Origin of the sequence: Pseudoalteromonas sp. S3260, assembly GCF_005886925.1 — a bacterium.
GTDB classification, from domain to species: Bacteria; Pseudomonadota; Gammaproteobacteria; order Enterobacterales; family Alteromonadaceae; genus Pseudoalteromonas; species Pseudoalteromonas tetraodonis.
In genome coordinates this window covers 1-24,953 of record NZ_PNCV01000013.1, presented here as the reverse complement: position 1 = coordinate 24,953, position 24,953 = coordinate 1, and the positions used below count along the sequence as shown (strand labels likewise).

At 40.5% G+C, this 24,953-nt stretch carries 19 protein-coding genes and 1 pseudogene; 17 read left to right on the top strand and 3 right to left on the bottom strand.

Annotated elements, in window-relative coordinates:
- Window positions 1–60: 60 nt before the first annotated feature.
- The 9 genes from ybaK to CWC14_RS03015 all read left to right on the top strand — a co-directional run bounded on the left by ybaK (window position 61) and on the right by CWC14_RS03015 (window position 9,369).
- Entirely contained in the window at window positions 61–522 is a 462-nt protein-coding gene (gene ybaK, locus CWC14_RS03055; RefSeq protein ID WP_036983909.1) for a Cys-tRNA(Pro) deacylase, read from the top strand.
- 182 nt (window positions 523–704) lie between these two features.
- The gene (locus CWC14_RS03050) at window positions 705–1,073 is read left to right on the top strand and encodes a response regulator (RefSeq protein WP_138561211.1); all 369 of its coding nucleotides are present in this window, start codon (window positions 705–707) and stop codon (window positions 1,071–1,073) included.
- Between the two features lie 136 nt (window positions 1,074–1,209).
- Complete coding sequence (locus CWC14_RS03045; protein ID WP_013463170.1) at window positions 1,210–1,461, top strand: hypothetical protein; 252 nt, start codon at window positions 1,210–1,212, stop codon at window positions 1,459–1,461.
- Window positions 1,462–1,624: 163 nt separating this feature from the next.
- The gene (locus CWC14_RS03040) at window positions 1,625–1,888 is read left to right on the top strand and encodes a CBU_0592 family membrane protein (RefSeq protein ID WP_008112375.1); all 264 of its coding nucleotides are present in this window, start codon (window positions 1,625–1,627) and stop codon (window positions 1,886–1,888) included.
- Window positions 1,889–2,059: 171 nt separating this feature from the next.
- Window positions 2,060–3,790 (top strand): sensor histidine kinase, encoded by a 1,731-nt coding sequence (locus CWC14_RS03035; RefSeq protein ID WP_138561210.1) that lies wholly within the window; start codon window positions 2,060–2,062, stop codon window positions 3,788–3,790.
- Window positions 3,783–5,144, top strand: coding sequence for a sigma-54-dependent transcriptional regulator (locus tag CWC14_RS03030; protein ID WP_036983912.1), 1,362 nt, complete (start codon window positions 3,783–3,785; stop codon window positions 5,142–5,144). The genes CWC14_RS03035 and CWC14_RS03030 overlap by 8 nt, the downstream gene beginning before the upstream one ends.
- A 174-nt stretch (window positions 5,145–5,318) precedes the next feature.
- On the top strand, window positions 5,319–6,275 hold the full coding sequence (locus CWC14_RS03025) for a porin (RefSeq protein ID WP_036983913.1): 957 nt from the start codon (window positions 5,319–5,321) through the stop codon (window positions 6,273–6,275).
- Between the two features lie 11 nt (window positions 6,276–6,286).
- A complete protein-coding gene (locus CWC14_RS03020; RefSeq protein WP_036983914.1) occupies window positions 6,287–7,762 on the top strand; it encodes an SLC13 family permease in 1,476 nt (491 codons plus the stop codon).
- Between the two features lie 188 nt (window positions 7,763–7,950).
- Window positions 7,951–9,369: a coniferyl aldehyde dehydrogenase gene (locus CWC14_RS03015; protein WP_138561209.1), complete on the top strand. Its 1,419-nt coding sequence runs from the start codon at window positions 7,951–7,953 to the stop codon at window positions 9,367–9,369.
- Window positions 9,370–9,432: 63 nt separating this feature from the next.
- On the opposite strand, the gene CWC14_RS03010 is transcribed toward CWC14_RS03015, so the two are convergent.
- Window positions 9,433–10,158: a tetratricopeptide repeat protein gene (locus tag CWC14_RS03010; protein ID WP_138561208.1), complete on the bottom strand. Its 726-nt coding sequence runs from the start codon at window positions 10,156–10,158 to the stop codon at window positions 9,433–9,435.
- A gap of 316 nt (window positions 10,159–10,474) precedes the next feature.
- On the opposite strand from CWC14_RS03010, the gene CWC14_RS03005 reads away from it, so the two are divergent.
- Together CWC14_RS03005 and CWC14_RS03000 are read left to right on the top strand one after the other, a co-directional pair.
- Window positions 10,475–11,338 carry a DUF6279 family lipoprotein gene (locus tag CWC14_RS03005; RefSeq protein WP_138561206.1) on the top strand — a complete coding sequence of 288 codons (864 nt, stop codon included), beginning with the start codon at window positions 10,475–10,477 and terminating at the stop codon, window positions 11,336–11,338.
- Window positions 11,339–11,506: 168 nt separating this feature from the next.
- Window positions 11,507–12,470, top strand: a pseudogene (locus CWC14_RS03000) (GGDEF domain-containing protein).
- On the opposite strand, the gene CWC14_RS02995 reads toward CWC14_RS03000, so the two are convergent.
- Window positions 12,467–13,405 (bottom strand): LysR family transcriptional regulator, encoded by a 939-nt coding sequence (locus tag CWC14_RS02995; RefSeq protein WP_138561204.1) that lies wholly within the window; start codon window positions 13,403–13,405, stop codon window positions 12,467–12,469. The pseudogene CWC14_RS03000 and the gene CWC14_RS02995 sit on opposite strands and share 4 nt — an antisense overlap.
- A 118-nt stretch (window positions 13,406–13,523) precedes the next feature.
- Here CWC14_RS02995 and CWC14_RS02990 point away from each other — a divergent pair, with 118 nt between their 5' ends.
- The 5 genes from CWC14_RS02990 (at window position 13,524) to CWC14_RS02970 (ending at window position 22,838) form a co-directional block, all read left to right on the top strand.
- Window positions 13,524–14,693, top strand: a complete 1,170-nt coding sequence (locus CWC14_RS02990) for an efflux RND transporter periplasmic adaptor subunit (RefSeq protein WP_138561202.1) — start codon at window positions 13,524–13,526, stop codon at window positions 14,691–14,693.
- Window positions 14,694–14,702: 9 nt separating this feature from the next.
- Window positions 14,703–17,852: an efflux RND transporter permease subunit gene (locus CWC14_RS02985; RefSeq protein WP_138561200.1), complete on the top strand. Its 3,150-nt coding sequence runs from the start codon at window positions 14,703–14,705 to the stop codon at window positions 17,850–17,852.
- Complete coding sequence (locus CWC14_RS02980; RefSeq protein WP_138561198.1) at window positions 17,845–19,257, top strand: TolC family protein; 1,413 nt, start codon at window positions 17,845–17,847, stop codon at window positions 19,255–19,257. Before CWC14_RS02985 ends, CWC14_RS02980 begins: the two co-directional genes overlap by 8 nt.
- Before the next feature lie 8 nt (window positions 19,258–19,265).
- Entirely contained in the window at window positions 19,266–20,291 is a 1,026-nt protein-coding gene (locus CWC14_RS02975) for a zinc-binding dehydrogenase (protein ID WP_138561196.1), read from the top strand.
- A gap of 291 nt (window positions 20,292–20,582) precedes the next feature.
- Complete coding sequence (locus CWC14_RS02970) at window positions 20,583–22,838, top strand: acyl-CoA dehydrogenase (protein ID WP_138561194.1); 2,256 nt, start codon at window positions 20,583–20,585, stop codon at window positions 22,836–22,838.
- 173 nt (window positions 22,839–23,011) lie between these two features.
- Here the strand turns inward: CWC14_RS02970 and CWC14_RS02965 are convergent, their stop codons facing one another.
- On the bottom strand, window positions 23,012–23,980 hold the full coding sequence (locus tag CWC14_RS02965; protein ID WP_076921749.1) for an integron integrase: 969 nt from the start codon (window positions 23,978–23,980) through the stop codon (window positions 23,012–23,014).
- A gap of 242 nt (window positions 23,981–24,222) precedes the next feature.
- Here CWC14_RS02965 and CWC14_RS02960 point away from each other — a divergent pair, with 242 nt between their 5' ends.
- Window positions 24,223–24,900, top strand: coding sequence for a DUF4272 domain-containing protein (locus CWC14_RS02960; RefSeq protein ID WP_083238643.1), 678 nt, complete (start codon window positions 24,223–24,225; stop codon window positions 24,898–24,900).
- Window positions 24,901–24,953: the final 53 nt, after the last annotated feature.

The following is a 24,953-nucleotide window of genomic DNA, read 5'->3' as shown; positions in this document are numbered from 1 at the left end:
CCGTTTTTTTATGTTTAATGTGCTAAATTATTAGGGAAATTTATTTTTGGACTTTATCAGATGACCCCCGCTATAGAGCAGCTAAAAAAAAGCGATATTAAGTTTGACATACTTAGTTACGAGCACGATATAAACAATACTAATTACGGCCTCGAAGCGGTTGAAAAGCTTAATCTTAACAGCGCCCAAGTATTTAAAACCCTAGTGCTAGAAACCTCAGAGCAACAGCTTATTGTAGCGGTGACTCCCGTCACTCAGCAGGTTAATTTAAAACAGCTTGCGAAGCTTTGTGCAGTAAAAAAAGTGATGATGGCAGACCCACAAAAAGTGCAGGCGAGTACCGGTTATATTTTGGGAGGAGTTAGCCCCGTTGGCCAAAAAAAGCGGCTAAAAACATACATACACTCCAGTGCGTTAGATTTTGAAATGATATATGTTAGTGCCGGAAAACGCGGGTTAGAAGTAACACTAAGTGCAAAAAGCTTAGCACATATAACCCAAGCTTCGTTTGGAATTTTTTAAATTTTTGTTTAGCTAAAATAAGGGGATACAAGTATCCATCTGATTACTTGCGGCAATAGGTATTGTTAACTAATGTTGTTACTACACATAACACGTTTTTGTTAATACCTTTTGGATTGACGTGTCGCCTTTACTTTGTTTTAATGAAAATTTGCTCGCAGCTATTTTGGTAAAACATACGCATGAAAATACTTGTTGTTGATGATATGCCGTTAATGCGTCATGTATTAATTAATATGTTAAGGAGGTTGGATTATATCGATATTGTTGAAGCCACAGATGGGCTTCAAGCATTAAACATACTGCAAAATCAAATGTTTGATTTGGTTATAACAGATCTTCATATGCCTAAAATGGATGGCATTACTTTACTTGATAATATTAGAAAAGATGCCGAGCTGAAAAACCTTCCTGTACTTATGGTGACCTGTGAAGATAGTTCTTCGACTGTCAAAAAAGCGATTAATGCTAAAGTGTCAGGCTTTATCGTAAAGCCTTTTAATATGAATGTGTTATCAGCTAAATTAACCCGTTTATCGATAAAAGCCTAAAGCGAATCGTTTATAAAGTAGAGTTATCTACCGACTGTTTAAAAAATATATTAGCGCAACAGCCATTCATTATTTTCTACCGCTGATGTGATAGCATTATGCTATTAACTAATCGTAAAGTAATTATTGAGGAAGTATGGCTAAGCCCAATAAAAAAGGGCCTACAAAAACGGTCGATATATTTTGTTCTGCGTGTAAGGCACCGTTATTCAAATACCGTAAAGGTGGCAAAGGTGCTTTAGTAAAATGTTTTATAGAAAGAATAACCCAAGATCACACCCATACTGAATGCGTATGCCCAGGCTGTGAACGACCTTTTGCCCGCCCTACAATTATAAGAGGAACCCCTGCCTATAAAATGATTGGTGGTAAAGTTACTTTTAAATAAACCTTTCGTTTATAGCCTAAAGTAGTGCGGGGCGGACATAAGCCCTTGTTTGCTTTTATTTCACTGGTAAGCTTCGCTGGTTTTGCTGTTTCAATGATTGAAAAAAACCCTCCCCATGGATTGGGCCAGTCAGTTGGGTTTTAAAATGGAAAAGGATAGACGTGTGATCGCACTTTTATTTGATATTGTTGGTATGAGTGGTACTTTTTTAGTGGTTGGTTCATTTTTTTTGCTGCAACTAAATAAAGTTTCACCTAAAAGTTTAACGTATAACTTAATGAATTTAAGTGGCGCTATTTTGTTACTTATTAGCCTTTGTTATAACTTTAACTTAGCAAGCTTTGTGATTGAAATATTTTGGATTGCAGCCTCATTAATTGGCTTATACAAATATTTTAAAGACAAACCTGTCGTTGCAAAAGCGTAAATTAAGCTAAAACAGCACACCTTAAAAGGTGATTAAACCGTGGAATGTAATATTTCACGGTTTTTTAGTTTCAGTATAATTGTTAACAAAAAGTTTCTTCTGCAAAGGGGGATAACTCGTTACAATATTGGCTATTACTTATTATTGGCATCATAGTTGTCATAGGCGTTTATGTTCTCCATCCCCAAAAAAATTATTTTTGCCTGTATATTGTTAGTACTATTATTGGTGATCACCTTTTCGTTTGGTCGTGCTTATGATTTAGGGCAAGCCAAAATTCAAGCTGATCAACAAGTCATCCAATTAAATAATTATATCGATAACGAACTCGCTCGATTTGCGGCTATCCCTCAGCTGCTAATTGAAAATAACGTATTGATTCGTTTTACTAATAATGAATCACAACACTTTAATGCAATTAACAATTACCTTGCTGATATTCAACAAGCCAGTGGTGCCTCAGATGTATACATACTAGATACTCATGGCGATGTTATTGCCAGTAGTAACTGGCAAACCGACTATACATTTTTAGGTAGTAACTTTGCATTTAGACCTTATTTTAAACAAGCGTTTGCCGGTGAAAAGGTCGCATACTTTGCACTTGGTCAGCGCTCAAAAGAGCGCGGAATTTATTTTTCCCAAGCTATTTACCTAGATGGAAAAGCCATTGGCGTGGTGGCGCTTAAAACTAATGTCGCTAAATTTGAAAACGATCGTTCGCTTTTAAATACCTCAAAAGGAAGCCACTTTTATTTGCAACTTGCCGATAATATTATTGCCATGTCAGATGAACCCGCATGGCGTTTAAATAGTTTTACAGAGCTTGATATTACCGCGCGTCGTGATATTAAACAGCGCCGTGCTTACTTAGATCATCAACCGCTACAAATTAAGCAACAGCGCTACAAAAGCCAAGGCATTGAGCAATTTAAAATTGCTGAAGATGAATACGTTGCCGCCTCAAGACCCTTAACTCATCTGAATGCAACCATGACAGTGCTTGTTGATATTTCAAACATTAACGCCTTACAGGTGCCTAGATTACTATGGCTAGTGTTATTTTATTGGGTGTTTATTTTTGTTGGATATAGCTTATTGGCACGCTTTGCCGGGTATAAAAAATTACTGTATTCGCGTCACAGTTTAGAGCTCGAAGTACTAGAGCGTACTCAAGCACTCGAAAAAGCCCAAACCGCATTAGTACAGTCGGCAAAATTAGCCACTATTGGGCAATTGAGTGCGGGCATTAATCACGAAATTAACCAACCGCTCAGCGCAATGAACACCTATTTAGCCAGTGCTAAAATTTTCCTAAAAAAGGGAAGGCTTAACGCATTAAGTGAAAACTTAATCATTATTGAGAATTTGGTAGAGCGGGTGCATAAAATAGTGGCGCAGCTTAAACACTTTAGTAAACCGGCGACCATGCAACTTCGGCCTCATCCATTGTCGGCGTTATTAAACAATGCGTTGATGATCACCCATCCGCAACTTAAACAAGACGATGTTAACGTAAGTGCACCGCAGTTTTCGCAAGAGATCACGGTGTGGGTCGATGCGTTAAAGTTTGAACAAGTATTGGTTAATGTGATCACCAATGCATCACAGGCAATGAAAGGTGAGCCAGTTAGAGAGCTCAGTTTTGATGTTGAATGCTTTGAAGAGCGCGTTAAGCTTTCTATATTAGATAGTGGCCCTGGTATTGAGTATCATGTGCTGGGGTCTATTTTTGAACCTTTTTATAGTACCAAATCAAGTAACGGGTTAGGGCTGGGCTTATCGATTTCAAAGCAAATTATTGAATCATTTAATGGTTACTTAACTGCACATAATCGCCCTGAAGGCGGTGCGCAATTTATTATTAGTTTATCAAGCATAGAGGCCACTAAAAATGATTGAAGCCGTTGTTTGCAAACAGATTATTGTTATTGATGATGAAGCGATGATCCGCGATTCATTGAATCAGCTATTAACGCTCGAGGGGTATGAGGTACAGTGTTTTAGTGATGCAAGTGTTGCCTTAAGTCGCTTAAATCGCAGTTTTTGTGGCATTGTACTTAGTGACATAAACATGCCCACTATGGATGGTTTAACCTTTATTGAGCAGGTAAAAGCATTCGATAGCGAACTACCAGTGATATTTTTAACCGGTTATGCTGATGTTTCTGTTGCGGTAAAAGCGATGCAACTAGGCGCGTATGATTTATTTGAAAAACCACTGAACGAAAATTTATTAGATTGTATTGCCAGAGCCTCAGATAAACGTGCTTTAGTAATGGAAAACAGAGCGCTGAAGCGCGCGGTTGAGAAAACGTCGGCGCCCGGTGTGCGTATTTTAGGTGATACGCTTAAAATGCAGCACATGATGAACCTACTCAACACGGTGATTGATACACCAGCTGATGTGCTGATTGAAGGTGAAACTGGCACAGGTAAAGAATTGGTTGCTCGCTATTTACACGATCATAGTAACCGTTCAAGCTGTCAGTTTGTGGCTATTAACTGTGGCGCAGTCCCAGAGCAATTAATAGAAAGCGAACTGTTTGGGGCTATTAGCGGAGCCTTTACTGGCGCAACACACGATCGCAAAGGTAAATTTGAGTTTGCTCAAGGCGGCACCGTTTTTTTAGATGAAATTGAAAGCACTCCTTTATCACTTCAAGTTAAATTACTACGGGTGCTTGAAGAGCGAAAAGTAACCCCCGTTGGTGCTAATAAAGCGATAGAGCTTGATATTCGTATTGTCGCAGCCACCAAAGTCGATTTACTTTCGCTGGTAGAAAAAGGTGAGTTTAGAGCCGATTTATATTACCGATTGAGTTTAGTAAAAGTCAGTATTCCTGCATTGAGAGACAGAAAGGCAGATATTCCACTGTTATTTAAGCATTTTAGTTCTATTGCTGCGACCCGCTTTCATAAACCGTTAGGGGCGCTCAATATAGAACTACAACAACGTTTACTAGCGCACGATTGGCCTGGCAATGTGCGGGAATTGAGAAATCAAGCCGAGCGCGCGGTATTGCTAGGCCCCGATCTGGCATTTGCACAAAGTGATTCAAGCAACAGCACGCTATCATTAGATTTGAGCCTAGCCGAAAAGGTCAGCTTTTATGAGCACTCCTTAATTGAAGAGGCGCTAGAGCTTAACCATGGCAGCATTAAAGACACCATGACAACCTTACAAATAGCGCGTAAAACCCTCTACGATAAAATGAGTAAATATAACCTTAATCGAGATATGTTCACCGATTAATGGGTGGAAATGGTGATATTGAGTGTTTTTTATGTGTGGAAACCCGCACATTTCAATGTTTATTTTTAAACCTTTATTTTTTAACTTACTGAAAGTATTTATTATTTTTTAGTTGGTCATGTTCTTGCTTTGTAGGTGCAGACAACAAGTAGCATCACATAATTAGGACACATAATGAAAAACAATATATTCCAAGGTTCAGTACTTGCTGCGTTATGCAGTGCTGCCACGTTACCTGCAACCACTTTTGCTGCAGACTACACAGTGTATGGTAAAGCCGAAGTACAAATTGCTAACACCGATACAGGCATAATGCGTTACGCTGACGAAGGCACGCAAATAGATGCCCCTTTTTCGCGTATTGGCATTAAAGGTGACCATAAATTAAATGAGTATTTTACCGCGGTATTTAAATACGAAGTTCAAGTAAAAGGTTTTGAACACGACGACACCAATGAGCCTTTTGCAGCACGCAATACTTACTTGGGCCTAAAAGGCGCATTTGGTGAAGTGGTGGTTGGGCGAAACGACACGCGCTTTAAATATTCAGAAGGTAAGCTTGATAATTTTAACGAAACCCAAGCTGATATTGCTCAAGTAATTGCAGGGCAAGACCGCTTAGGCGATACCATCACCTATACCTCTAAGTATTGGCATAACGCGCAGTTTTCATTTACCTATGCACCAAAAGATGACAACAAAGATAACGAAGCAGGATTTGCTGCTACGCTAATTTACGGCGACCGTAATTTAAATAAAACACCTTACTCTATTTCAATCAGCCATGTTGATTCGCTTAATAACATAAAAGCAAGCCGTATTGCGGGTGTGTATAAGTTTGAAAAATTACAATTAGGGGCATTGTACCAGCATTCAGAATCGATTGACGGCGCTAAGTCTGGCAACGGTTATGTACTAAGCGCAAGCTATAAGTTAGACAAATGGGTACCTAAAGTACAATTTGCAAAAGATGATTCAAAACTACGTCAAACATCAGACGCTACCCAGTGGACCACGGGTGTAGATTATGTATTTGACAAGCAAACCACAGCTTACCTTTTATACACTGACCTCGACCTAGAAGAAAATGCTGATAGCAGTGTTGCACTTGGTCTTAAATATAAATTTTAAGGGCTAAACAAATGACAAAACGTATTTTAGAAAATAACGCGAATAAAAAGCCATTTATGCAATGGCTGTTATTGTTACTTGGTCCATGTGTCATGCTACTTACTTGCTTAGTTGAGCCGCCAGTAGGGATGTCGGCGGCAGCGTTTAAAACCGCAGGCTTAGCATTTTGGATGGCCTCGTGGTGGGTGAGTGAGGTAGTGCCTATTCCTGCTACTGCGTTACTCCCTTTAGTGATTTCGCCAATTGTTGATATAGCAGCGATAAAAAGTGTTGCAGCGCCTTATGCGCATCCGCTGATCTTTTTATTTTTAGGTGGCTTTTTAATCTCAATAGCGATGGAGCGTTGGGGGTTACACAAGCGTATTGCATTAAAAACAATGCGTTATGCAGGTAAAAAACCAAGCTTACAAATTTTAGCGATGATGTTAGTGACTGCATTTTTATCAATGTGGATGTCTAATACCGCTACCGCAGTAATGATGCTTCCTATCGCTTTATCTATTACCCATTTAGTTAAAAGCTCAGATCCTAGTAATGAAGGTTTTGGTAAAGCCCTTTTACTGTCGATTGCTTATGGCGCAAGTATTGGTGGTATTGCTACATTAATTGGTACTCCACCAAATGCATTAATGGCTGCGTACCTATCAGACAGTTATCAGATTGAAATTGGCTTTGCCGAGTGGATGATTGTTGGTGTGCCATTAGCGCTCGGTATGTTGCTGATCAGCTGGATTTGGTTAACTAAATTCACTTATAAAGTCGATGCGAATGTACAAGCGAACAAGCGTATTGATACCAAAGCGGTATTCTCTTCACAATTAAAAGACTTAGGTCTAATGCAGCGTGCTGAAAAGGGCGTGTTGTTTGTATTTGTGCTTGCCGCTATTTGTTGGATATTTAGACCTTTATTAGGTGATGTTACCGGGCTTAAAATTTCAGATACCGGTATTGCTATTGCTGCAGCATTACTACTGTTTGTACTACCGGCAAATAAAGGCAGCGATGCGCGTATTTTAGATTGGGAAAGTGCCGCTAAAGTGCCGTGGGGTGTGTTGCTTTTATTTGGTGGCGGATTAACACTTGCCTCGCAAATAAAGTCATCAGGATTAGCTGATTACATTGCTAATATGATTGAAGGGGCGAGTACTATTCCATTAGTAATGAGCATTCTTGTTGTGGTTGCGCTGATTACGTTCCTAACTGAAATAACCAGTAATACGGCAACTGCAGCAGGCTTTTTACCACTGCTAGGCCCCGTTGCTGAGTCAGTAACAGGCAGCCCGTTAGTGTGGGTTATTCCAGCTGCGATTGCGTGTAGTTGTGCGTTTATGATGCCAGTAGCCACACCACCCAATGCGATTGTGTTTGGCTCGGGTGAAATTAAAATGAAAGACATGATCCGTGCTGGCTTTGTGTTAAATATTGTCGCTATTGTTTTAATTACCTTAGTAACAATGACCATAGCAGCTCAGGTTTTTGGTTTTTAATAACCCACTTTAATCAACTAACAAAACAGATAACCGATGCACACAAAAGCAGTGCATCGGTATGCGTTCCAACCAACCTTATGAGTGTTTTTGCAACGCTTTTCATTATGTTGCAAAATCACTCTTTATTGCTCGTGTAACAGATCAAGGTTATAGTCTTGAAAACGTTATAAATCGAGTAGCCTATTTTGACCACTGATACATTATCTACAGGGACTTTGCGTTCACAATTTAATGAACTAAAGCACTCTTTTGAAGACACCCCTTACTTACCCATTGAGCAACGCCTTGCTTTACTTAAGCAAGTACGCGCTAACATTGTAACGTTAGAGCAAGACTTAATTGCTGCAGTATCTAAAGATTTTGGTTACCGAACGGCCTTTGATACCTTAGTAGGTGATATTTTGCCCACCATGCAGGGGCTTGCGCATATTATTAAAAAGCTACCTCGCTGGTCTAAGCCTAGTCATCGCAGCGCGGGGTTAAGCTTATGGCCCTCAAAAGTAAGTGTCACCTATCAGCCTATTGGTGTGGTGGGTGTGATTGCACCATGGAACTATCCTATTCAACTAGCATTGGTACCTGTTATTACTGCGATTGCAGCGGGTAACAGGGTGATGTTAAAGCTCAGTGAATTTACGCCTAACACCAATGCCGTTATTGAAAAAATATTTGCAGGTGAATTAAGGCAACACTGCACCATTATTCAAGGTGGTAGCGACGTGGCAAGTGAGTTTTCATCATTGCCGTTTGCGCATTTACTGTTTACAGGCTCGACGGCTGTTGGCAAGTTAGTTATGGCCGCGGCCAGTAAAAATTTAACACCAGTCACTTTAGAACTAGGCGGAAAATCGCCAGTCATTGTGTTAGAAAAAGCCGATGTAAATAAAGCCGCGCGTGCTCTATTATTTGGCAAAATGGCCAATGCAGGGCAAATATGTGTGGCTCCTGACTACGTATTTGTTCCTAAAGCACTAGAACATCAGTTTATTAAAGCTTTGTGCACACTTTATAAAAAGCACTTTAAGCAAGGTGTTGAAGGGAAAAACCTGACCTCGATTATAAGCCCTGCACATTATCAACGTTTGTTAGGTTATTTAGAGCAAGCACAAGAGCAAGGCGCTAAAATTACTAAACCGCTTGAACAAAACCAGCAAGATGGCGAAAAGCATCGTATGGGTCTGCATATTGTTACACACGTAACAGATGAGATGACATTAATGCAAGAAGAGCTATTTGGTCCCATTTTACCCATTATGAGTTACGACAAATTAGAGGACGTGCTTAATTATATTCGATTACGCGACCACCCATTAGCCCTTTACATTTTAGGTCAAGATAAACAGGCGCAACAGTACATTATTAAGCAAACACTTAGCGGAACAGTTGCGGTAAACGACACATTAATACAAGTAGCTGCCGATGATGTGCCGTTTGGTGGCGTGGGGCATTCGGGGATGGGGCATTATCACGGCAAAGAAGGTTTTCTCACCTTTAGCCATGCAAAAAATACCTTAGTCTCTGGCTCGGTTAACCCGCGCATTGGTTTATTACTTAAACAAAATAAATTACTGATCAAAGTGCTAAAGTGGCTTTATGTAAAATAGCCTGTAGTACTTAAAATAAAAAAGCTGAATGAATCACTTCATTCAGCTTTTTTAATAGCTAACTTAAAACAGGCGTCCTTCGCCAGCATACGTTCCCGCTAAAATTTTGGTATAAATTGCATCGGCTTTTTCTTTGGCCTCAGCTACCTCTTTAGGAAGCATAGTACGTTCATCAAGTTTACGGCTGTGACTGGCTTGCATGTTGCCGTTATACTCGGCAATGGTATTCCACACATACGACATTTCAAGATTTTTTGGCATTCCTAAGCCTTCAAAATACATCAGTGCTAAATTAAACTGCGCCAATGTGTAATTATTAGCAGCGGCTTTTTCATACCATGTTCTGGCGGCTTTATAATCTTGGCTAACACCATCGCCATTTGCGTACATTACACCTAAGTTATACTGTGCTGCGGGAAGGTTCTTATTTGCTGCTTTTTCAAATAAGGTTATGGCCATTTGTTTGTCTAATTTAACGCCATTGCCTTCGTCATATAAAACCGCAAGTGCAAACATTGAATCTACATGGTTCTTTTTAACGGCTTGTTGGTACAGCTCAGCTGCTTTGTAATAATCACGGGTAACGCCATGGCCACCTTCGTATAGCTTACCTAATTCGTAAATACCCGGTGCATAGCCTTTGTCAGCTAAATAATTAAACTCTTTAAGTGCTTCTTCAAATTCACCCGCATTAGCAGCTCTGATCCCTTCTTCTAGTCCAGCTTGGGCAAGAGGGGTAGCGAGCATAATACCGGCCAGTAGCAGTGCTTTAAAATTAGACTGTGACATAAGCATGTCTCCAAATTAGTTGTCGTTCTATGTAAGCGCCATAAAAGTAAAACTTACCTAGTGAATCTATTAGGGATAGGTAAAAAATTATGAGCTAAATTAATAACGCCAACGTTTATAACCTAGGTATACAAACGTATTAAAAAGTAGCTTTAACTATAGCTCAAAAATTCTAAACTTAAGCATATAGTCATGATATAAATTGCATTAGCTTGCGATTCTATAGAAAAATGAAAAAAATAAAAGCGAGCAATAGCTTACATAATTACTTATGATGATTTTTGGCAACCAAAGCATCATAAAACGGGGTCTGTTAATGTTAAATAATTTAAAAAATATAAAACTAAGCAAAATTATTTTTATAACCAGTTTATTGTTTATTGCCAGTTGTTCTACCTCCTTTGCTTATAACAACCTTGGTTGGCTGTCTTCGTTTTGGATAGACGATTATGTCGACTTAAACAAAAGCCAATCAACGCAGTTAAAAGTGATTATTAATAACACCCGAGATTGGCATCGAGAGGTTGAGTTACCAAAATATAAAGCCGATTTACTCGACTTAAGGCAGTTGCTCGATAAACAAGCCGATACAGCGCAGTTAATGGCAAAAATAACGCAGGTAAAGCAGCATTGGCGCAATTTACTTTTGTACGCGAGTGATCCCTTAATCGAGCTGGCAAAAACGTTAACTCCATCACAACGCAGTGAAATGATAGAAAACATTCGCGATCAAATTAATGACGAAATAAAAAAGCACGCTTCATTAACCAAAGAGGAGCATCAGCAGTCTCGTTTAGACAGGCAACTAGACTATTACGAACAATGGCTTGGTAAGCTCACCTCAGAGCAGCGAACGCTAGTGTCACAAGCCAACAGTGAATATATCAGCACCAGCAATTTATGGTATGACTATAAACTAACTCGGTTAGGTGCACTTGAGGCACTGTTTAATCAGCAAACCCTTGATGATGCCCAATTTGCGCAGCAGTTACGCACTATCATTACAGAACGAGAGCTGTTTATGAGTGCTGAACTCATTGAGAGAAATGAGGAAAATTTAAGGGCATACGCACAGTTGCTGGTTAAATTAAATCAAACCTTAAGCCCTAAACAAATTGCACATGTTGATGAGGAGTTTGCTGACTTGGTTGGCACAGTTAATGAATTGCTTACAGAATAGCTGCATTTAACCAGTCCTTTTTACTTATTTTAAAGGCGGTTGTTAAGCGTAAAGTTGTGATTATTGCATTTCAGGGTTAATTTAAACCAGTAGCTTTGATTTAAGTTTTTTATGGATATAGCCGCTCTCAACAGTACAAAAATATTACGTAAGCATGTCTTAAAATGGATGTGTTTATTTTTAGGTTTGCTGTCATTTATTTTTGCTGTGTTTAACCTATCAAAAAATCATTTTTATATTGTAGGTGGCTTAGAAGTGTAATTTCCGTACTTTGTTTTTATGTTTTTATACCATTGGTTAAAAACAAGCAACGAAATTGGTATGCCATAACGGTTTGTATGACTGTAACGCTCGTTATATTATGTGGAACCTTTTTGGCACCACTTAAAAATGGTTTGTTTTTGTGGGCGTTTTCTTTACCCATTTTGTATTATCTACTTCTTGGTCGAAAATACGGTATTGTGTTATCGGCCACACTTTTGGTTATGCAATCATCAGTATTGCTTTATAAATTACCAAGCCCTTCTTTTTCCTCTTTTAACCAAGCGCTCAACTTACTGTTTATTTATATTATTATATGGGTCATTTCTCATGTTTTTGAAGAAAATAGGGCCGAATTTTCTAAGCGACTTAAAAACTTGGCTTTACTTGATCCTCTTACGGGCGCAGGAAACCGTTTATCTATGAGTCATTATTTTGAAGTGGAGATAAAAGACAAGTCACAGTTATACTTGTTTTTAATTGATCTTGACCACTTTAAACAAATAAATGATGAATACGGCCATGATGTAGGAGATAAAGTACTGGTTGAGTTGGCAACTCTATTTAGGATTACTTTTGCAAAAGGGTATGTGTTTAGGGTGGAGGGTGAAGAATTTTTTTAATGAGCAATTTTGATAGTGCACAACCCGCGCTGGCAATGGCTGAAAATCTTAGACAAGCTGTTGCAAATAAATATATTAAAGCCAATGGTATAACCATAAATTTAACAGCCCGTGTTGGCGTAGTTAAGTACCAACAACTAAATTTGGCTGAATTAATAGCGCAAACAGGTAAGCAGCTTTATAAGGCAAAAGATGCGGGGCGCAATGCGGTTTTTTCTGATATTAACCTCTGTGCAGATGCGGCTTAATACATTTGATCAAAATTAGGAATACTGTTCTCCCAAATCGGTCTTTCTTTGCCAATGTATTCACGCACGGCATCAAAAAACAATCGTGTTCTTACCGGTAAATCTCGGTGTGGGTATACAGCATACATTGCATTATGTTCCATTAATTTTACATCCGTAAGTAAGGGCACCAGTTGCCCATCAATCACTTCTTTATCTAAAATAAATGCCGGCGCTAAAAAGTAGGTGGTGCCAGAGAGAGTTTTCATCAGTAACACTTCTGCATCGTTTGCTCTAAACACACTTTTTATTTTTTGCGCGCAGTGCTCGCCAGTGTGGTTATAGTAATTTATGCCCTCTACCCGCAGTGAGTTGCTGGCATAACTGGCCGCTGGCAATTGTGCCAAATCAGTGATTGTTGTAGGCATACCGTATGTTTCTATAAACGCTGGCGCGGCTAATAGTAACAAACGATTACGGGCAATTTTACGAGCAATTAATGATGAGTCTTTGGGTTCACCCACTCTAAACGCTAAATCAAATCCTTCAGATACAATATCAACCAATCGGTCATCTAAACGCAGTTCTACTTCCACTTGCGGAAAGCGTTTTTGGAAATCGTTGATCACTGGCTGTAAATAACGCCGACAAATTAAAGTAGATGCGGTTACTTTTAATACGCCGCGTGGCTCTTGGTGGTAGTTTTCTGCCATGCGCACCGTTTCGCCAAGCAGACTTCGTAGCTCACCTGCTTTTTTTATCATTTCAGCGCCCGCTGCTGTAAGAGAGAATGAGCGGGTTGTTCTGTTCAATAGCCTTACTCCAAGTTCATCCTCTAACCGACTAATTTGCTTAGAGATCACTGAGCGGTCAATATTTCGTATTTCGGCTGCTTTTGCAAATGAGCCTTGCTCTACCACTTCAAGCAGCATTAATAGTCGACTGGTTGTATCCATTATTTCATCACTTAGTGAGTATTGATGCCATTTTGGCACTAATGAATTTAAAAATCTATTGTTTTTGTCATCAAGTATGTTCCGTATTATGCAATGCTAAATTAAAAGGAGCGTCGTTATGAACAAACACTTAATTGCTACAGCACTATCTGTTGCATTAATCACACTGGCCGGTTGTGCCGATGAAAGTACAGCGCAATCAGCCCCCGCACAGCAACAACAAGCTATTGATGTAGCCGAAGTCTTGGTTAAGCCAGTTCAAAGTTGGCATACCTATACAACACGCTTAGAGTCACCGCAGAAAGTGGCATTAATGCCGCGTGTATCCGGCATTATTGAGCAAATTGAATTTAAAGAAGGGGATAGCGTTAAACAAGGCGATGTATTATTTCGTTTAGACGATCGCTCATTCGCTGCAACCGTTGACAGTTTAAGCGCTCAGGTAAAAAGTGCTCAAGCAGCACTTGAACAAGCAAAAAGCGAAGCATCGCGTGCGGTACGCTTAACTGAGCGAAAAGCCATTTCGACTGAGCAAGCACAAGCGCGTACATCGACTCTGCGTCAGCGTGAAGCACAACTTGCTGCACTGCAAGCGCAGCTTAAAGCTGCAAAGCTCGGTTTAGAGTTTACGTCAGTGGTTTCTCCTATTGATGGCGTGATTTCTCGCGCAAATATTACCAAAGGTAACAACGTACTTGCAGGGCAAAGCGTGCTTACTTCAATTGTTTCTAATGACAAAATGTACGCTTACTTTGATGTAGATGAACGTACTTGGAATAGCGCATTTGACGAAGTAACAGCTGCAAGCAAACAGCCTGTTGTAATGCAAAAAGTAGGGCAAGACGATTTTAACTATAGCGGCCATATTAACTTTATAGATAATCAAATTAACGCATCTACAGGCACTTTACGCGTTCGTGCGGTATTTGATGATCGCAGTAACGAGCTGCGTTCGGGCTCATTTGCACGCATTAAGTTAGCTGCTAATGCAGTGCGTGAAACTGTCATTATTCCAGACAGAGCCATAGGCACAGATTTAAAAAATCGCTTTGTGTTAACGGTAGGCGAAAACAATGTGCTGCAGTATAAGCTTGTAACAGTAGGTGAGCGCTATGGATCGTTACGAGCCATCACATCAGGACTTGAGCAAGGCGATATTATTGCTGTAAACGGCCCTGCTCGTGTAGGACCCGGTATGCCGATATCACCAAATAAAGTGGCAATTAATACCCAAGGCGTGGCATTTACGCTAAGTGCTAACCCTGCCGATTTAGTTACTAAGCAATAAGGTTATTAGATGAAATTTTCACACTTTTTTATACAGCGACCGATTTTTGCGGCCATGCTGTCGTTGATTATTTTAATTGCAGGTAGCATTTCATTATTTCAGCTGCCGGTCAGTGAATACCCAGAAGTCGTACCACCAACAGTGGTTGTGACTGCAAGTTACCCGGGTGCAAACCCAACCGTTATCGCGCAAACAGTGGCAACACCGCTGGAGCAAGAAATTAACGGTACTGAAAACATGTTGTATATGTTTTCGCAAGGTACAAGCGATGGACGCATGACACTAACGGTAACTTTTGCTTTAGGTACCGATTTAGATCGTGCTCAAGTACAAGTACAAAACCGTGTAAACAGTGCATTGCCACGTTTGCCAGAAGAAGTACAACGTTTAGGTGTTGTAGCCGAAAAATCATCACCCAATTTAACCATGGTGGTGCACTTATATTCGCCTGAAAAAACGCACGACACAGCTTACTTATCTAATTATGCTGATTTAAACATTAAAGATGAAATTGCACGCTTACCAGGCGTAGGTGATATTCGTTTATTTGGTGGTGGCAAATACTCAATGCGCGTATGGCTAAACCCAGATGCTCTTGCTGCACGGGAATTAACAGCAACAGATGTAGTTGCTGCCCTTCGCTCGCAAAACCAACAAGTTGCAGCGGGTAGCTTAGGTGCGCAGCCAATTTCAAACGATAGCCAATTTCAAATACTCTTAAACGTTAAAGGACGTTTAAACAGTATTGAAGAATTTGAAAACGTTATTATTAAAGTAGGCGACGAAGGTCAGTTAACGCGTTTATCTGATATAGCCCGTGTTGATTTAGGCCAAGACACTTACGCACTGCGTGCAGAGCTTGATAATCAACCGGCACTTGCAATGCCAATATTCCAACGCCCGGGTTCTAATGCAATTGAGCTCTCTGATCAAGTACGCGAAACCATGGCGCGTTTAGCGAAAGACTTTCCTACCGGTGTTGAATACGACATAGTGTACGACCCTACAGTATTTGTACGCGGCTCTATCGATGCGGTAATTACTACCTTGCTAGAAGCAATCGCATTGGTTGTTATTGTGGTGATTGTATTTTTACAAACATGGCGTGCATCTATAATTCCATTGATTGCGGTGCCTGTTTCACTCATTGGTACTTTTGCAGTGATGCAGTTGCTGGGAGTGTCTATTAATACCTTGTCGCTGTTTGGTTTAGTATTGGCCATAGGTATTGTGGTAGATGATGCCATAGTAGTGGTAGAAAACGTTGAGCGTAATATTGAAAAAGGTCTGTCGCCACTTGAAGCAACCCGCGTTGCCATGAGTGAAGTAACCGGCCCTATTATTGCAATTGCCTTGGTACTTAGTGCGGTATTTATTCCTACAGCGTTTATTACCGGGTTGTCTGGGCAGTTTTATAAGCAATTTGCCTTAACCATTACTATTTCTACTATTATTTCAGCTTTTAACTCGCTGACTTTATCCCCAGCACTCGCTGCATTATTATTAAAACCCCATGACGCAAAGCCAGACGCTTTTACGCGGTTGTTAAATAAACTATTTGGCCGTTGGTTATTTGCACCCTTTAATCGCGTGTTTAATCGTGGTGCTAAAGGCTACGAAAAACTGGTACAAAAGCTGATCCGCATGAGCGTGGTGGTCATGGTTGCTTACGTTGCTTTAGTGGGCGGTACTATTAAGTTATTTGACTCTGTACCCGGTGGTTTTATTCCACAGCAAGATAAACAGTATTTAGTGGCAATTGCACAACTTCCTGATGCTGCGAGCCTAGATCGTACCGAAGCGGTTATTAAACAAATGCAACAAATAGCGCTAGAAGTGCCCGGCGTTGCACATACGGTTGCCTTTCCGGGGTTATCGGTTAATGGTTTTACCAACAGCCCTAACAGCGGCATTGTAGAAATACCACTTGAAAGCTTTGACAAACGTACCGATCCAAGCCAATCAGCGATGGCGATAGCGGCGCAGTTGAATAAACGTTTTGCCGCCATTGATGAGGCATTTGTAGCGGTATTTCCACCGCCGCCAATTCAAGGTTTGGGCACTACAGGTGGTTTTAAACTGCAAATAGAAGACAGAGCTAATAAAGGGTTTGAAGCACTATTTAATAGCCTGCAAGCCGTTATTGGTAAAGCGCAACAAGACCCTGCATTAATGGGTCTGTACTCAAGTTTCCGTATCCAAGTTCCACAAATGGATATTGATATTGACCGCGAACAAGCGCTTATTCAAGGTATTCCACTTGATGAAGTATTTAATGCACTGCAAATTTACTTAGGCTCTGTGTACGTAAATGACTTTAATATGTTTGGTCGTACGTACCAAGTAAATGCACAGGCTGATGCTGACTACCGCTTAGACCCTGATCAAATACTTAATTTAAAAGTACGTAATCGCTCAGGTAATATGGTGCCATTAGGCTCTGTATTAACAGTAACACCAACAATTGGTCCTGACCGTGTTATGCATTACAACGGATACCCAAGTGCAGAACTAAATGGTAGCCCAGCGCCAGGTTATAGTTCTGATCAAGCACAAGTTGCTATTGAAAAAGTACTCGCAGACACACTACCAACAGGTATTGAATATGAGTGGACTGAAGTAACGTACCAACAAGTACTTGCCGGTAACACCATGGTTTATGTATTCCCGTTAGTTGTATTACTTGTATTTATGGTACTTGCAGCGCAGTACGAGAGCTTACGTTTACCACTGGCAATTATATTAATTGTACCAATGACTATTTTCTCAGCCTTGTTAGGTGTGTGGTTTGTCGGCTCTGACAACAACATATTCACCCAAATAGCGTTAATAGTACTGGTCGCGTTGGCTTCTAAAAATGCAATATTGATGGTTGAGTTTGCAAAAGACAGACACGACTCAGGCTTATCGCACTTAGAGGCAATACTTGAGGCATGTCGTATGCGCTTGCGCCCAATATTAATGACGTCAATTGCATTTACAGCAGGTGTTGTACCGTTAGTACTTGCCACCGGTGCGGGCGCCGAAATGCGACACGCAATGGGTAACGCAGTATTCTCAGGCATGATTGGAGTAACTGTGTTTGGACTATTATTTACACCGGTGTTTTATATGCTGGTGGTAAAAAAGCCGCGCGTTAAGGAGTCTTCGCATGACTAAATTTAACTTAAGCGCCCTTAAATTATCGCCATGGTTGAGTTCTGCATTAGCGGTTGCTGTGTTATCAGGTTGTGCGAGTAAAATTGACACAGCTGCTCAGCAACAACAGGTTGATGAGTTTGTTGCCAAGGCAATATCTGCAGAGCAGTTTATGGGTGAAGATGAGCAAAACTGGTGGCATAAGCTGGGCTCAGCGCAGCTAAACCAACTGCTGAGCAACGCACTTGCTAATAATTACGACTTACAAACAAGTCAGCTGGTATTAAAAAGCGCTTTGGCGCGTATTGGCGAGCAACAAGCGCAATACTTACCGCAAGGCGGTGTTGAGGTTGGTGCAAAGCGAAGCGGGCTAGGCAATACCAATAGCCGACAATCAAGTGCGAATGTAGCACTTGATTGGCAGCTCGACTTATTTGGTCGAATTACTGCGTTAGTCGATGCCGCGAATTCTCAAGCAATGAGCCAAGCTGAGCAAGTTAGGTTATTGCAAATTGAAGTGGTGTCGGCTGTGGTTAAAGGCTTTGTGAGTTATCAAGGTAATCTGCAAAAGCAGCAAATTATTGAAATGCAAATAGAAGCGCTTGAACAAAGCATTCAAGTGCTGCAGGCCCAAGTTGATGAAGGTGTGGCCAATGAGCTCGACTTAAACCGCACTATGGCGCAACTTAGGCAGCAGCAAGCCTTGGTGCCGGCAATTAAATATGCGAAGTACCGTGACTTATCTACTTTGGCCGTATTAAGCGCGCAAACTACGCAATCACTGATCATTAATGATGAACGTACTATATTAACTAAGGCATTTGCGGTGTCATTGGCAAAGCCTAATGATGCAATAGCACTAAGACCTGATATAAGTCGTGCTTTATTTGATTTTAGCCAGGCAAATAGCCTGAGTGTAGCAGCCAGTAAAGCTTTATTGCCGGATATTAGCTTAAGCGGCTTTGCAGGCGTGTTAAGTTTAGGGAGCAACGGTTTTAGTGATACCCAGCAGCAATGGCAAGTAGCGCCGCAATTGCAGTGGTCATTATTAAGTTACCCTGCGCTTTTAGCACAACGCGATGCGCAGCAGTTTTTAAGCCAAGCAGCGTATACTGACTACCAGCAAGTGGTATTAAAAGCGATTAACGAGAGTGAACTTTCTCTGCAATTATTGGCCAATCAAGCACAGCAATCGCGCTTTGCTGATGAGCGTTATCAATTTGCTAATAATGCATTTTTACAAGCACAAGCAATGTACGAAGAAGGGCAAATTCCTTACTTAGAGTTGTTAGATGCGCGTCAGGATGTTTTAATAGCGCAAGAAAATGCCGTTGATTCAACTATTTCATCGCTACTTGCCAAAGTAAATGCCTACCAGTCATTTAATGGGCGATGGAGTTACGCGTTAAGTAATACTAACAAGTAGAGTTTTTGATGCCTAATACTGCAGATACAAACCCAAATACTATTCCTACATTAATGCGCTCTATTGTGTTAAATGAGCCCAATGAGGATATTAACTTATCGGATACTCTGTTACCTGTGCCTCAGTGCACAGGGAATGAGTTATTAGTAAAAGTAGAGTACGTTGGTTTAAACCCGGTGGATGCACAATTTGCCAAGTCTGGCTTTTGTACGTGGCAATACCCGCATGTTTTAGGTTTGGATGCAGTGGGGACAGTGGTTAAAGCGGGCAAAGGTATTTTTCCGGGGGTAGGGGAGCGTGTTATGTGGCACGCCAGCGTAGGTGAGCAAGGGGTACTGAGCGAATACGCAAAAGTGCCTAATTATGCGGTGTCTATCCTTCCTCAGCAATTAGCCAGTGACAAAGCTGCAACTTTACCCTGCGCCGGAATGGCGGCATTGATCAGCTTAGATAAACTATCAGTAACTGAGGGCGATACGCTCTTTGTTGAAGGTGGCGCTGGCGCTGTAGGGCAATTTGCTATTCAGTTTGTCAAGCAGCGCGGTGCAGATGTATTTACCACCGCCTCTAAGCGCAATCATAAGTTAGTTAAGCAACTCGGCGCCGATGTGGTCTTTGATTACAACGATAAAGCCTTATGTGACAAAATTCGTCGAGAGTTAGGTCCACAAGGGTTTGACGCTATTATTGATATTATGGGGGGGGAATCGACCATTCAAAATATCGAACTAATGCGTTTTTGTGGTCGTATTGCTTGTTTAAATCCACTTCCTAACTTTGAACAGCAGCTAATGTATCGGCGTGCGCCTAATATTAGTATTGTCTCCTTAGGAGGTGCGTGGCTAGCTAACAGCTTATGTGCGCAGCAGCGGATGAGTTTTATGGGCAATTTGTTGCTTGAAAAGGTAGCAAATGGCGAGATAATTCCTCCAGAAGTATTAGCTGTTGATTTTAACGCAAAGGCTGTTTCGGCTGCATTAAACAATCAGTTAGCAGGTGGTTTTACAGGTAAACAAGTGGTTAAAATAAGCTAATTTCACCCAAATTCTTGTATTAAAAAACGCAGCCTAATTTTAGGCTGCGTTTTTTTGTTTCTACTTTATTACCAAATCCGTATTTGCGGCGCCAACAACCAGAATTATTAAATTTTTAACAAAAAAAATAACAATTCAGCGTACAGGTGCAAGCCTTTTTATTTCAACAGTTTACGTTCAGGTAAAGAAAATAAATTGCAAAAACTGTTAATTAATTGAATAGAGTAATTGATCTAAAGCGATTTTTATGACGTAATGTAGGTATTATTTATCTGGTCGGATGAGTTCGTTATGAGTTTACGTACAAAATTAAAAAAAGTACTACCAAGCATTTCAGTTACTGAGCAAGAAGCGTTAGACGCTGGTGATGTATGGCTAGAAGGGTCTATCTATCGAGGTAAACCAGATTTCAGCGCGCTACGCGACGTACCTGCGGCTAAATTAACCGCAGACGAGCAAGCGTTCCTAGATGGCCCAGTACAAGAATTACTTGGCATGATTGACGATTCAGTCATTCAAAATGGTATTCATTTACCAAACGACATTTTAGAGTTTTTGAAAAAAGAGCGTTTCTTCTCGCTGATCATCCCTAAATCGTTTGGCGGTTTAGAGTTCAGCCCATACGCTAACTCAACAATTGTAGGTACAATTGCTACTAAAAGCTCAGCGGTTGCGGTAACCGTAATGGTACCAAACTCGTTGGGCCCGGGTGAGTTACTACTTCACTTCGGTACAGATGAGCAACAAGCACATTACTTACCACGTTTAGCAAATGGTACAGACATTCCATGTTTTGCATTAACCAGCCCAGAAGCAGGTTCTGATGCAGGCGGTATTCCTGATGTAGGTACTGTTACTAAAGGCATGTATAACGGTGAAGAAGTACTTGGCCTAGAAATTACATGGGACAAGCGCTACATCACACTCGCGCCAATTGCTACTGTACTTGGTTTAGCGTTTAAAGTAGTTGACCCTGATGGTCTACTAGGTGGCAAAGAAAACCTAGGTATTACTTGTGCACTTATTCCAAAAGAGCACCCTGGTGTAGAACTTGGTAACCGTCATGATCCTATGGGTATCCGTTTTTACAACGGTACTACACGTGGTAACAAGGTATTTGTACCAATGGACTTTATTATCGGTGGTCAGAAAAACATCGGTCGCGGTTGGCAAATGCTAGTTAGCTGTTTAGGCGCTGGTCGTGGTATTTCATTACCAGCATTAGGTGTAAGTACAGCACAAGTTGCATTTAAATCTGCTTCTGAGTACGCAGCAGTGCGTGAACAGTTTGGTTTATCAATTGGTCAATTTGAAGGTATTCAAGAAAAGCTAGCTGACATTGCAGGTAAAACATACCTACAAGAAGCAATGCGAGTATTGACAACTGAAGGCTTAGGCATGGGCTTAAAACCATCGGTAGTAACTGCAATTGCTAAATACCATATGACAGAGCTTGGTCGTGATGTACTTGACTCAGCAATGGATATTCAAGCGGGTAAAGCAATTCAGAACGGTCCTCAAAATACACTTGCTAGCGGTTATGTGGCGCAGCCAATTGCCATTACGGTAGAGGGCGCGAACATTCTTACCCGTAACCTGATGATCTTTGGTCAAGGTGTCATGCGTTGTCACCCATACCTACAGTCTATGGTTGAGTCTATCCACAGCGATGACAAAAACGCAGATGCAGAATTTAACGGTATTTTACGTAAAACGGTTGGTTACAGCACAGCAAATAGCTTACGTGCATTCCGTTTAGGTGTACTACCATTTACTGCTGGCGCAAGCTCTGCATTACCAGAAGTACGTGACTACGAAAAAGCAGTACATAAACTATCAGCTAAATTAGCTGTCTATGCTGACTTCTCGTTACTAGTACTTGGCGGTAAATTAAAGCAAGCTGAAATGCTTTCAGCACGTTTAGGCGATGTAATGAGCTTCTTGTATGCAGCTATGGCATCTATTAAGTATTACGAGCAAAAAGTAGCAAGCAGCGAGCGTGAGCAAGCGGCTCCTTACTTCCATTATGCGACTCGTTTTGCACTACAAAGTGCAGAAGAAGCATTGCACAAGTTCTTAGACAACTTCCCTGCAAGTGGTACTCGTAAGTTCATTCGTCTTATTACCATGAACTACTCAACTAAAATGCCAAAAATTAGCGATGATTTAATTCGTGAATTAGCAAAACAAGCTCAGCTTGATACGGCATTTAAAGCGCAAATAACGCATTTAGTTAAGCCAATTGAAGGTGATGGTCATCACATCAATGAGCAAGCTTACAAAGCTAAAATGGCGTCACTTGAGCTATTAGCTAAAGTGAAAAAAGCGCTACGTGCTAAAACCTTTAAGCCGGGTACGCGTTTTTCAATCACGCTTGAAAATGCACTTGCTGCAAAAGTAATTAACGACGCTGAATTTGTTCAGTTAAGTGATTACAACAAAAAGCGTGAAAAAGCGATTCGTGTTGATGAGTTCGACTTCGATATGAACATCCTAGACGACAACGCACAGCCAGTTAATCCGCTTAAAAGCGTGGTTAACCAATAAAATTCAATAATGCAAAGCGCCTGCAGTTTAGGCGCTTTTATTGATACAAAATTAGTGTGGAGCCCTGCTTGAGTAACATCAAGCGGGGCTTTTTTATGTTTTTCAAAGTAGAAATAGATAGCGGTATTGGTCTTAAAGCGAATATGTATGCATAGAGGATTAAAAAGAGACGCTTATAATCTTGAAAAAGGGCTAACAACCCCGTTGGCACCTTGTTGCAGTACATGGGTATATATTTGTGTGGTTTTAACATCAGAATGGCCAAGCTGAGCTTGAACTGTTCTGATATCGGCGCCATTTTGCAATAGATGCGTTGCAAATGAATGACGCAAGGTATGCGGTGTTATAATTTTTGTTAATCCTGATTTTTGGACGGCTTTTTTAACCTCTTTTCTAATACAAGAGTGATGAAAATGATGTCGTCTTATTTCACCACTTTGAGGATCTGAACTTAATATATGAGAAGGAAATAAATACTGCCACGCAAGTGATTTTGAGGCGCTAGGGAATTTTTTTGTTAAAGCATATGGCATCCACACACCCGCATATTCCGTATTATTTAAATCAAGTTTTAAATAGTCATCAACGTTCAAAATTTGATTTCTCAGCATAGGAATTAGCTCTGTGGCCAGCGTTACAATACGGTGTTTATTACCTTTCCCATTCCATACTTGAATACACTTATAATCAAAATCAATATCTTTCACCCTTAACTGCACCGCTTCCATTACTCTTAAACCGCTACCATACATAAGGCCTGCAATAAGATAATAGCGCTTATTTAAATGAGTCATAAGCAGCTTAACTTCCTCTGGGGTCATAACTACAGGGAGCTTTGCTTGTTTTTTACTGTGGGCAAAATTTAAGTTTAACGATAATTCACTTTTTATTATGTGCTTGTATAAAAATGACAATGAATTAAGTGCTGTGGCTTGCGTTCGTGGTGCAACATTTTGCTTTAACACTAAGTGTTCTAGATAGCGTTCGACTTCATTGTCTCCCATTGAGGCGGGGTGGCGCTTATTATGAAAATGAATATAAGATGCAATCCACCTCAGGTAAGTATCTACGGTACGTAATGAATACTGACGCACTAACATATATTCAGCGATATAATTTAAAAATGGGGAACGCGTTTTCATATTTTCACCAATAAGAATACTGTGTTTATATACAGCTTAGTTGTTTTGCTCACATATTCAAGAAAATGCGCGCCGAGCGCACTTTCTTCTTTCTTATTCTATTTAGTACCAAGAAAAAATTATAGCTGGTAATGAGTTAAGTTATTTGTTAAAAAGTAATTAATAAATATATTAGCGTAACGTTGGTAGAAATATACGCGACGAGCGCACTATAAAATTGTTAAGTATCTTTAGGAGGTTGTTTGTTCTGCACTAACTGCGACAAAGAAAGTGATAGTCTATCGTTAAAAGATCCTGTGTGTGATTGCTGCGGATTTGATAATTCATACGTTTTACAGTTGATTGAAGAGAATGATGACGAACTTGAAACGGAAGACGAAATCCGCAGCAGCGTTGAGTGCGCTCAACGGAGTGTAATCCTTTTCGGACTTGTGTCAGCAGGTAATGGCGAAGATCGCGATGCAATTGTAGCTTGGCTAAAAAAAGAAGCTCTTTGGGAGTACGTTACCGAAGAAGAAAAAGCATTTTTTGAATCTCAACAGCTCACTAAGCGAAGTGTTATTAATGCTACTTGGAGAATAGAATCATTGGCTATATTGCTATGGGCGCTCTACAAGCTACCAGCATTCAATAACTTCAGTGAGTTATGCGATCTCGACGCTATAAAGAATGCTTGTGACTTTTACTTGAAAGAATCCAAAAATTTTATAGAAAACGCTGAGTTACGTTCAGATGATGAGATATTTGATGCAAATGAACTAATTTATGATTCTCATTGGAAAGTTAGAGACGCTACAATCAATCATCAACCCATACCAGTAGAAATAGATTCAAGTATTGTGCAAGAGAGACATCATGCTATAAATTGGCTGATAGGTTACTGTGGGCAGGAATGGGATGAAATTACGACAGATACTTAACAAAGAAAATGAAGACGGATACCTGGGAAGAGCACTAAAACAGACACCCATCT

Coding starts and splice junctions, on each gene's coding strand:
- ybaK (WP_036983909.1), top strand. CDS start 61: ATGACCCCCGCTATAGAGCAGCTAAAAAAAAGCGATATTAAGTTTGAC.
- CWC14_RS03050 (WP_138561211.1), top strand. CDS start 705: ATGAAAATACTTGTTGTTGATGATATGCCGTTAATGCGTCATGTATTA.
- CWC14_RS03045 (WP_013463170.1), top strand. CDS start 1,210: ATGGCTAAGCCCAATAAAAAAGGGCCTACAAAAACGGTCGATATATTT.
- CWC14_RS03035 (WP_138561210.1), top strand. CDS start 2,060: ATGTTCTCCATCCCCAAAAAAATTATTTTTGCCTGTATATTGTTAGTA.
- CWC14_RS03030 (WP_036983912.1), top strand. CDS start 3,783: ATGATTGAAGCCGTTGTTTGCAAACAGATTATTGTTATTGATGATGAA.
- CWC14_RS03025 (WP_036983913.1), top strand. CDS start 5,319: ATGAAAAACAATATATTCCAAGGTTCAGTACTTGCTGCGTTATGCAGT.
- CWC14_RS03020 (WP_036983914.1), top strand. CDS start 6,287: ATGACAAAACGTATTTTAGAAAATAACGCGAATAAAAAGCCATTTATG.
- CWC14_RS03010 (WP_138561208.1), bottom strand. CDS start 10,158: ATGTCACAGTCTAATTTTAAAGCACTGCTACTGGCCGGTATTATGCTC.
- CWC14_RS03005 (WP_138561206.1), top strand. CDS start 10,475: ATGTTAAATAATTTAAAAAATATAAAACTAAGCAAAATTATTTTTATA.
- CWC14_RS02995 (WP_138561204.1), bottom strand. CDS start 13,405: ATGGATACAACCAGTCGACTATTAATGCTGCTTGAAGTGGTAGAGCAA.
- CWC14_RS02990 (WP_138561202.1), top strand. CDS start 13,524: ATGAACAAACACTTAATTGCTACAGCACTATCTGTTGCATTAATCACA.
- CWC14_RS02985 (WP_138561200.1), top strand. CDS start 14,703: ATGAAATTTTCACACTTTTTTATACAGCGACCGATTTTTGCGGCCATG.
- CWC14_RS02980 (WP_138561198.1), top strand. CDS start 17,845: ATGACTAAATTTAACTTAAGCGCCCTTAAATTATCGCCATGGTTGAGT.
- CWC14_RS02975 (WP_138561196.1), top strand. CDS start 19,266: ATGCCTAATACTGCAGATACAAACCCAAATACTATTCCTACATTAATG.
- CWC14_RS02970 (WP_138561194.1), top strand. CDS start 20,583: ATGAGTTTACGTACAAAATTAAAAAAAGTACTACCAAGCATTTCAGTT.
- CWC14_RS02965 (WP_076921749.1), bottom strand. CDS start 23,980: ATGAAAACGCGTTCCCCATTTTTAAATTATATCGCTGAATATATGTTA.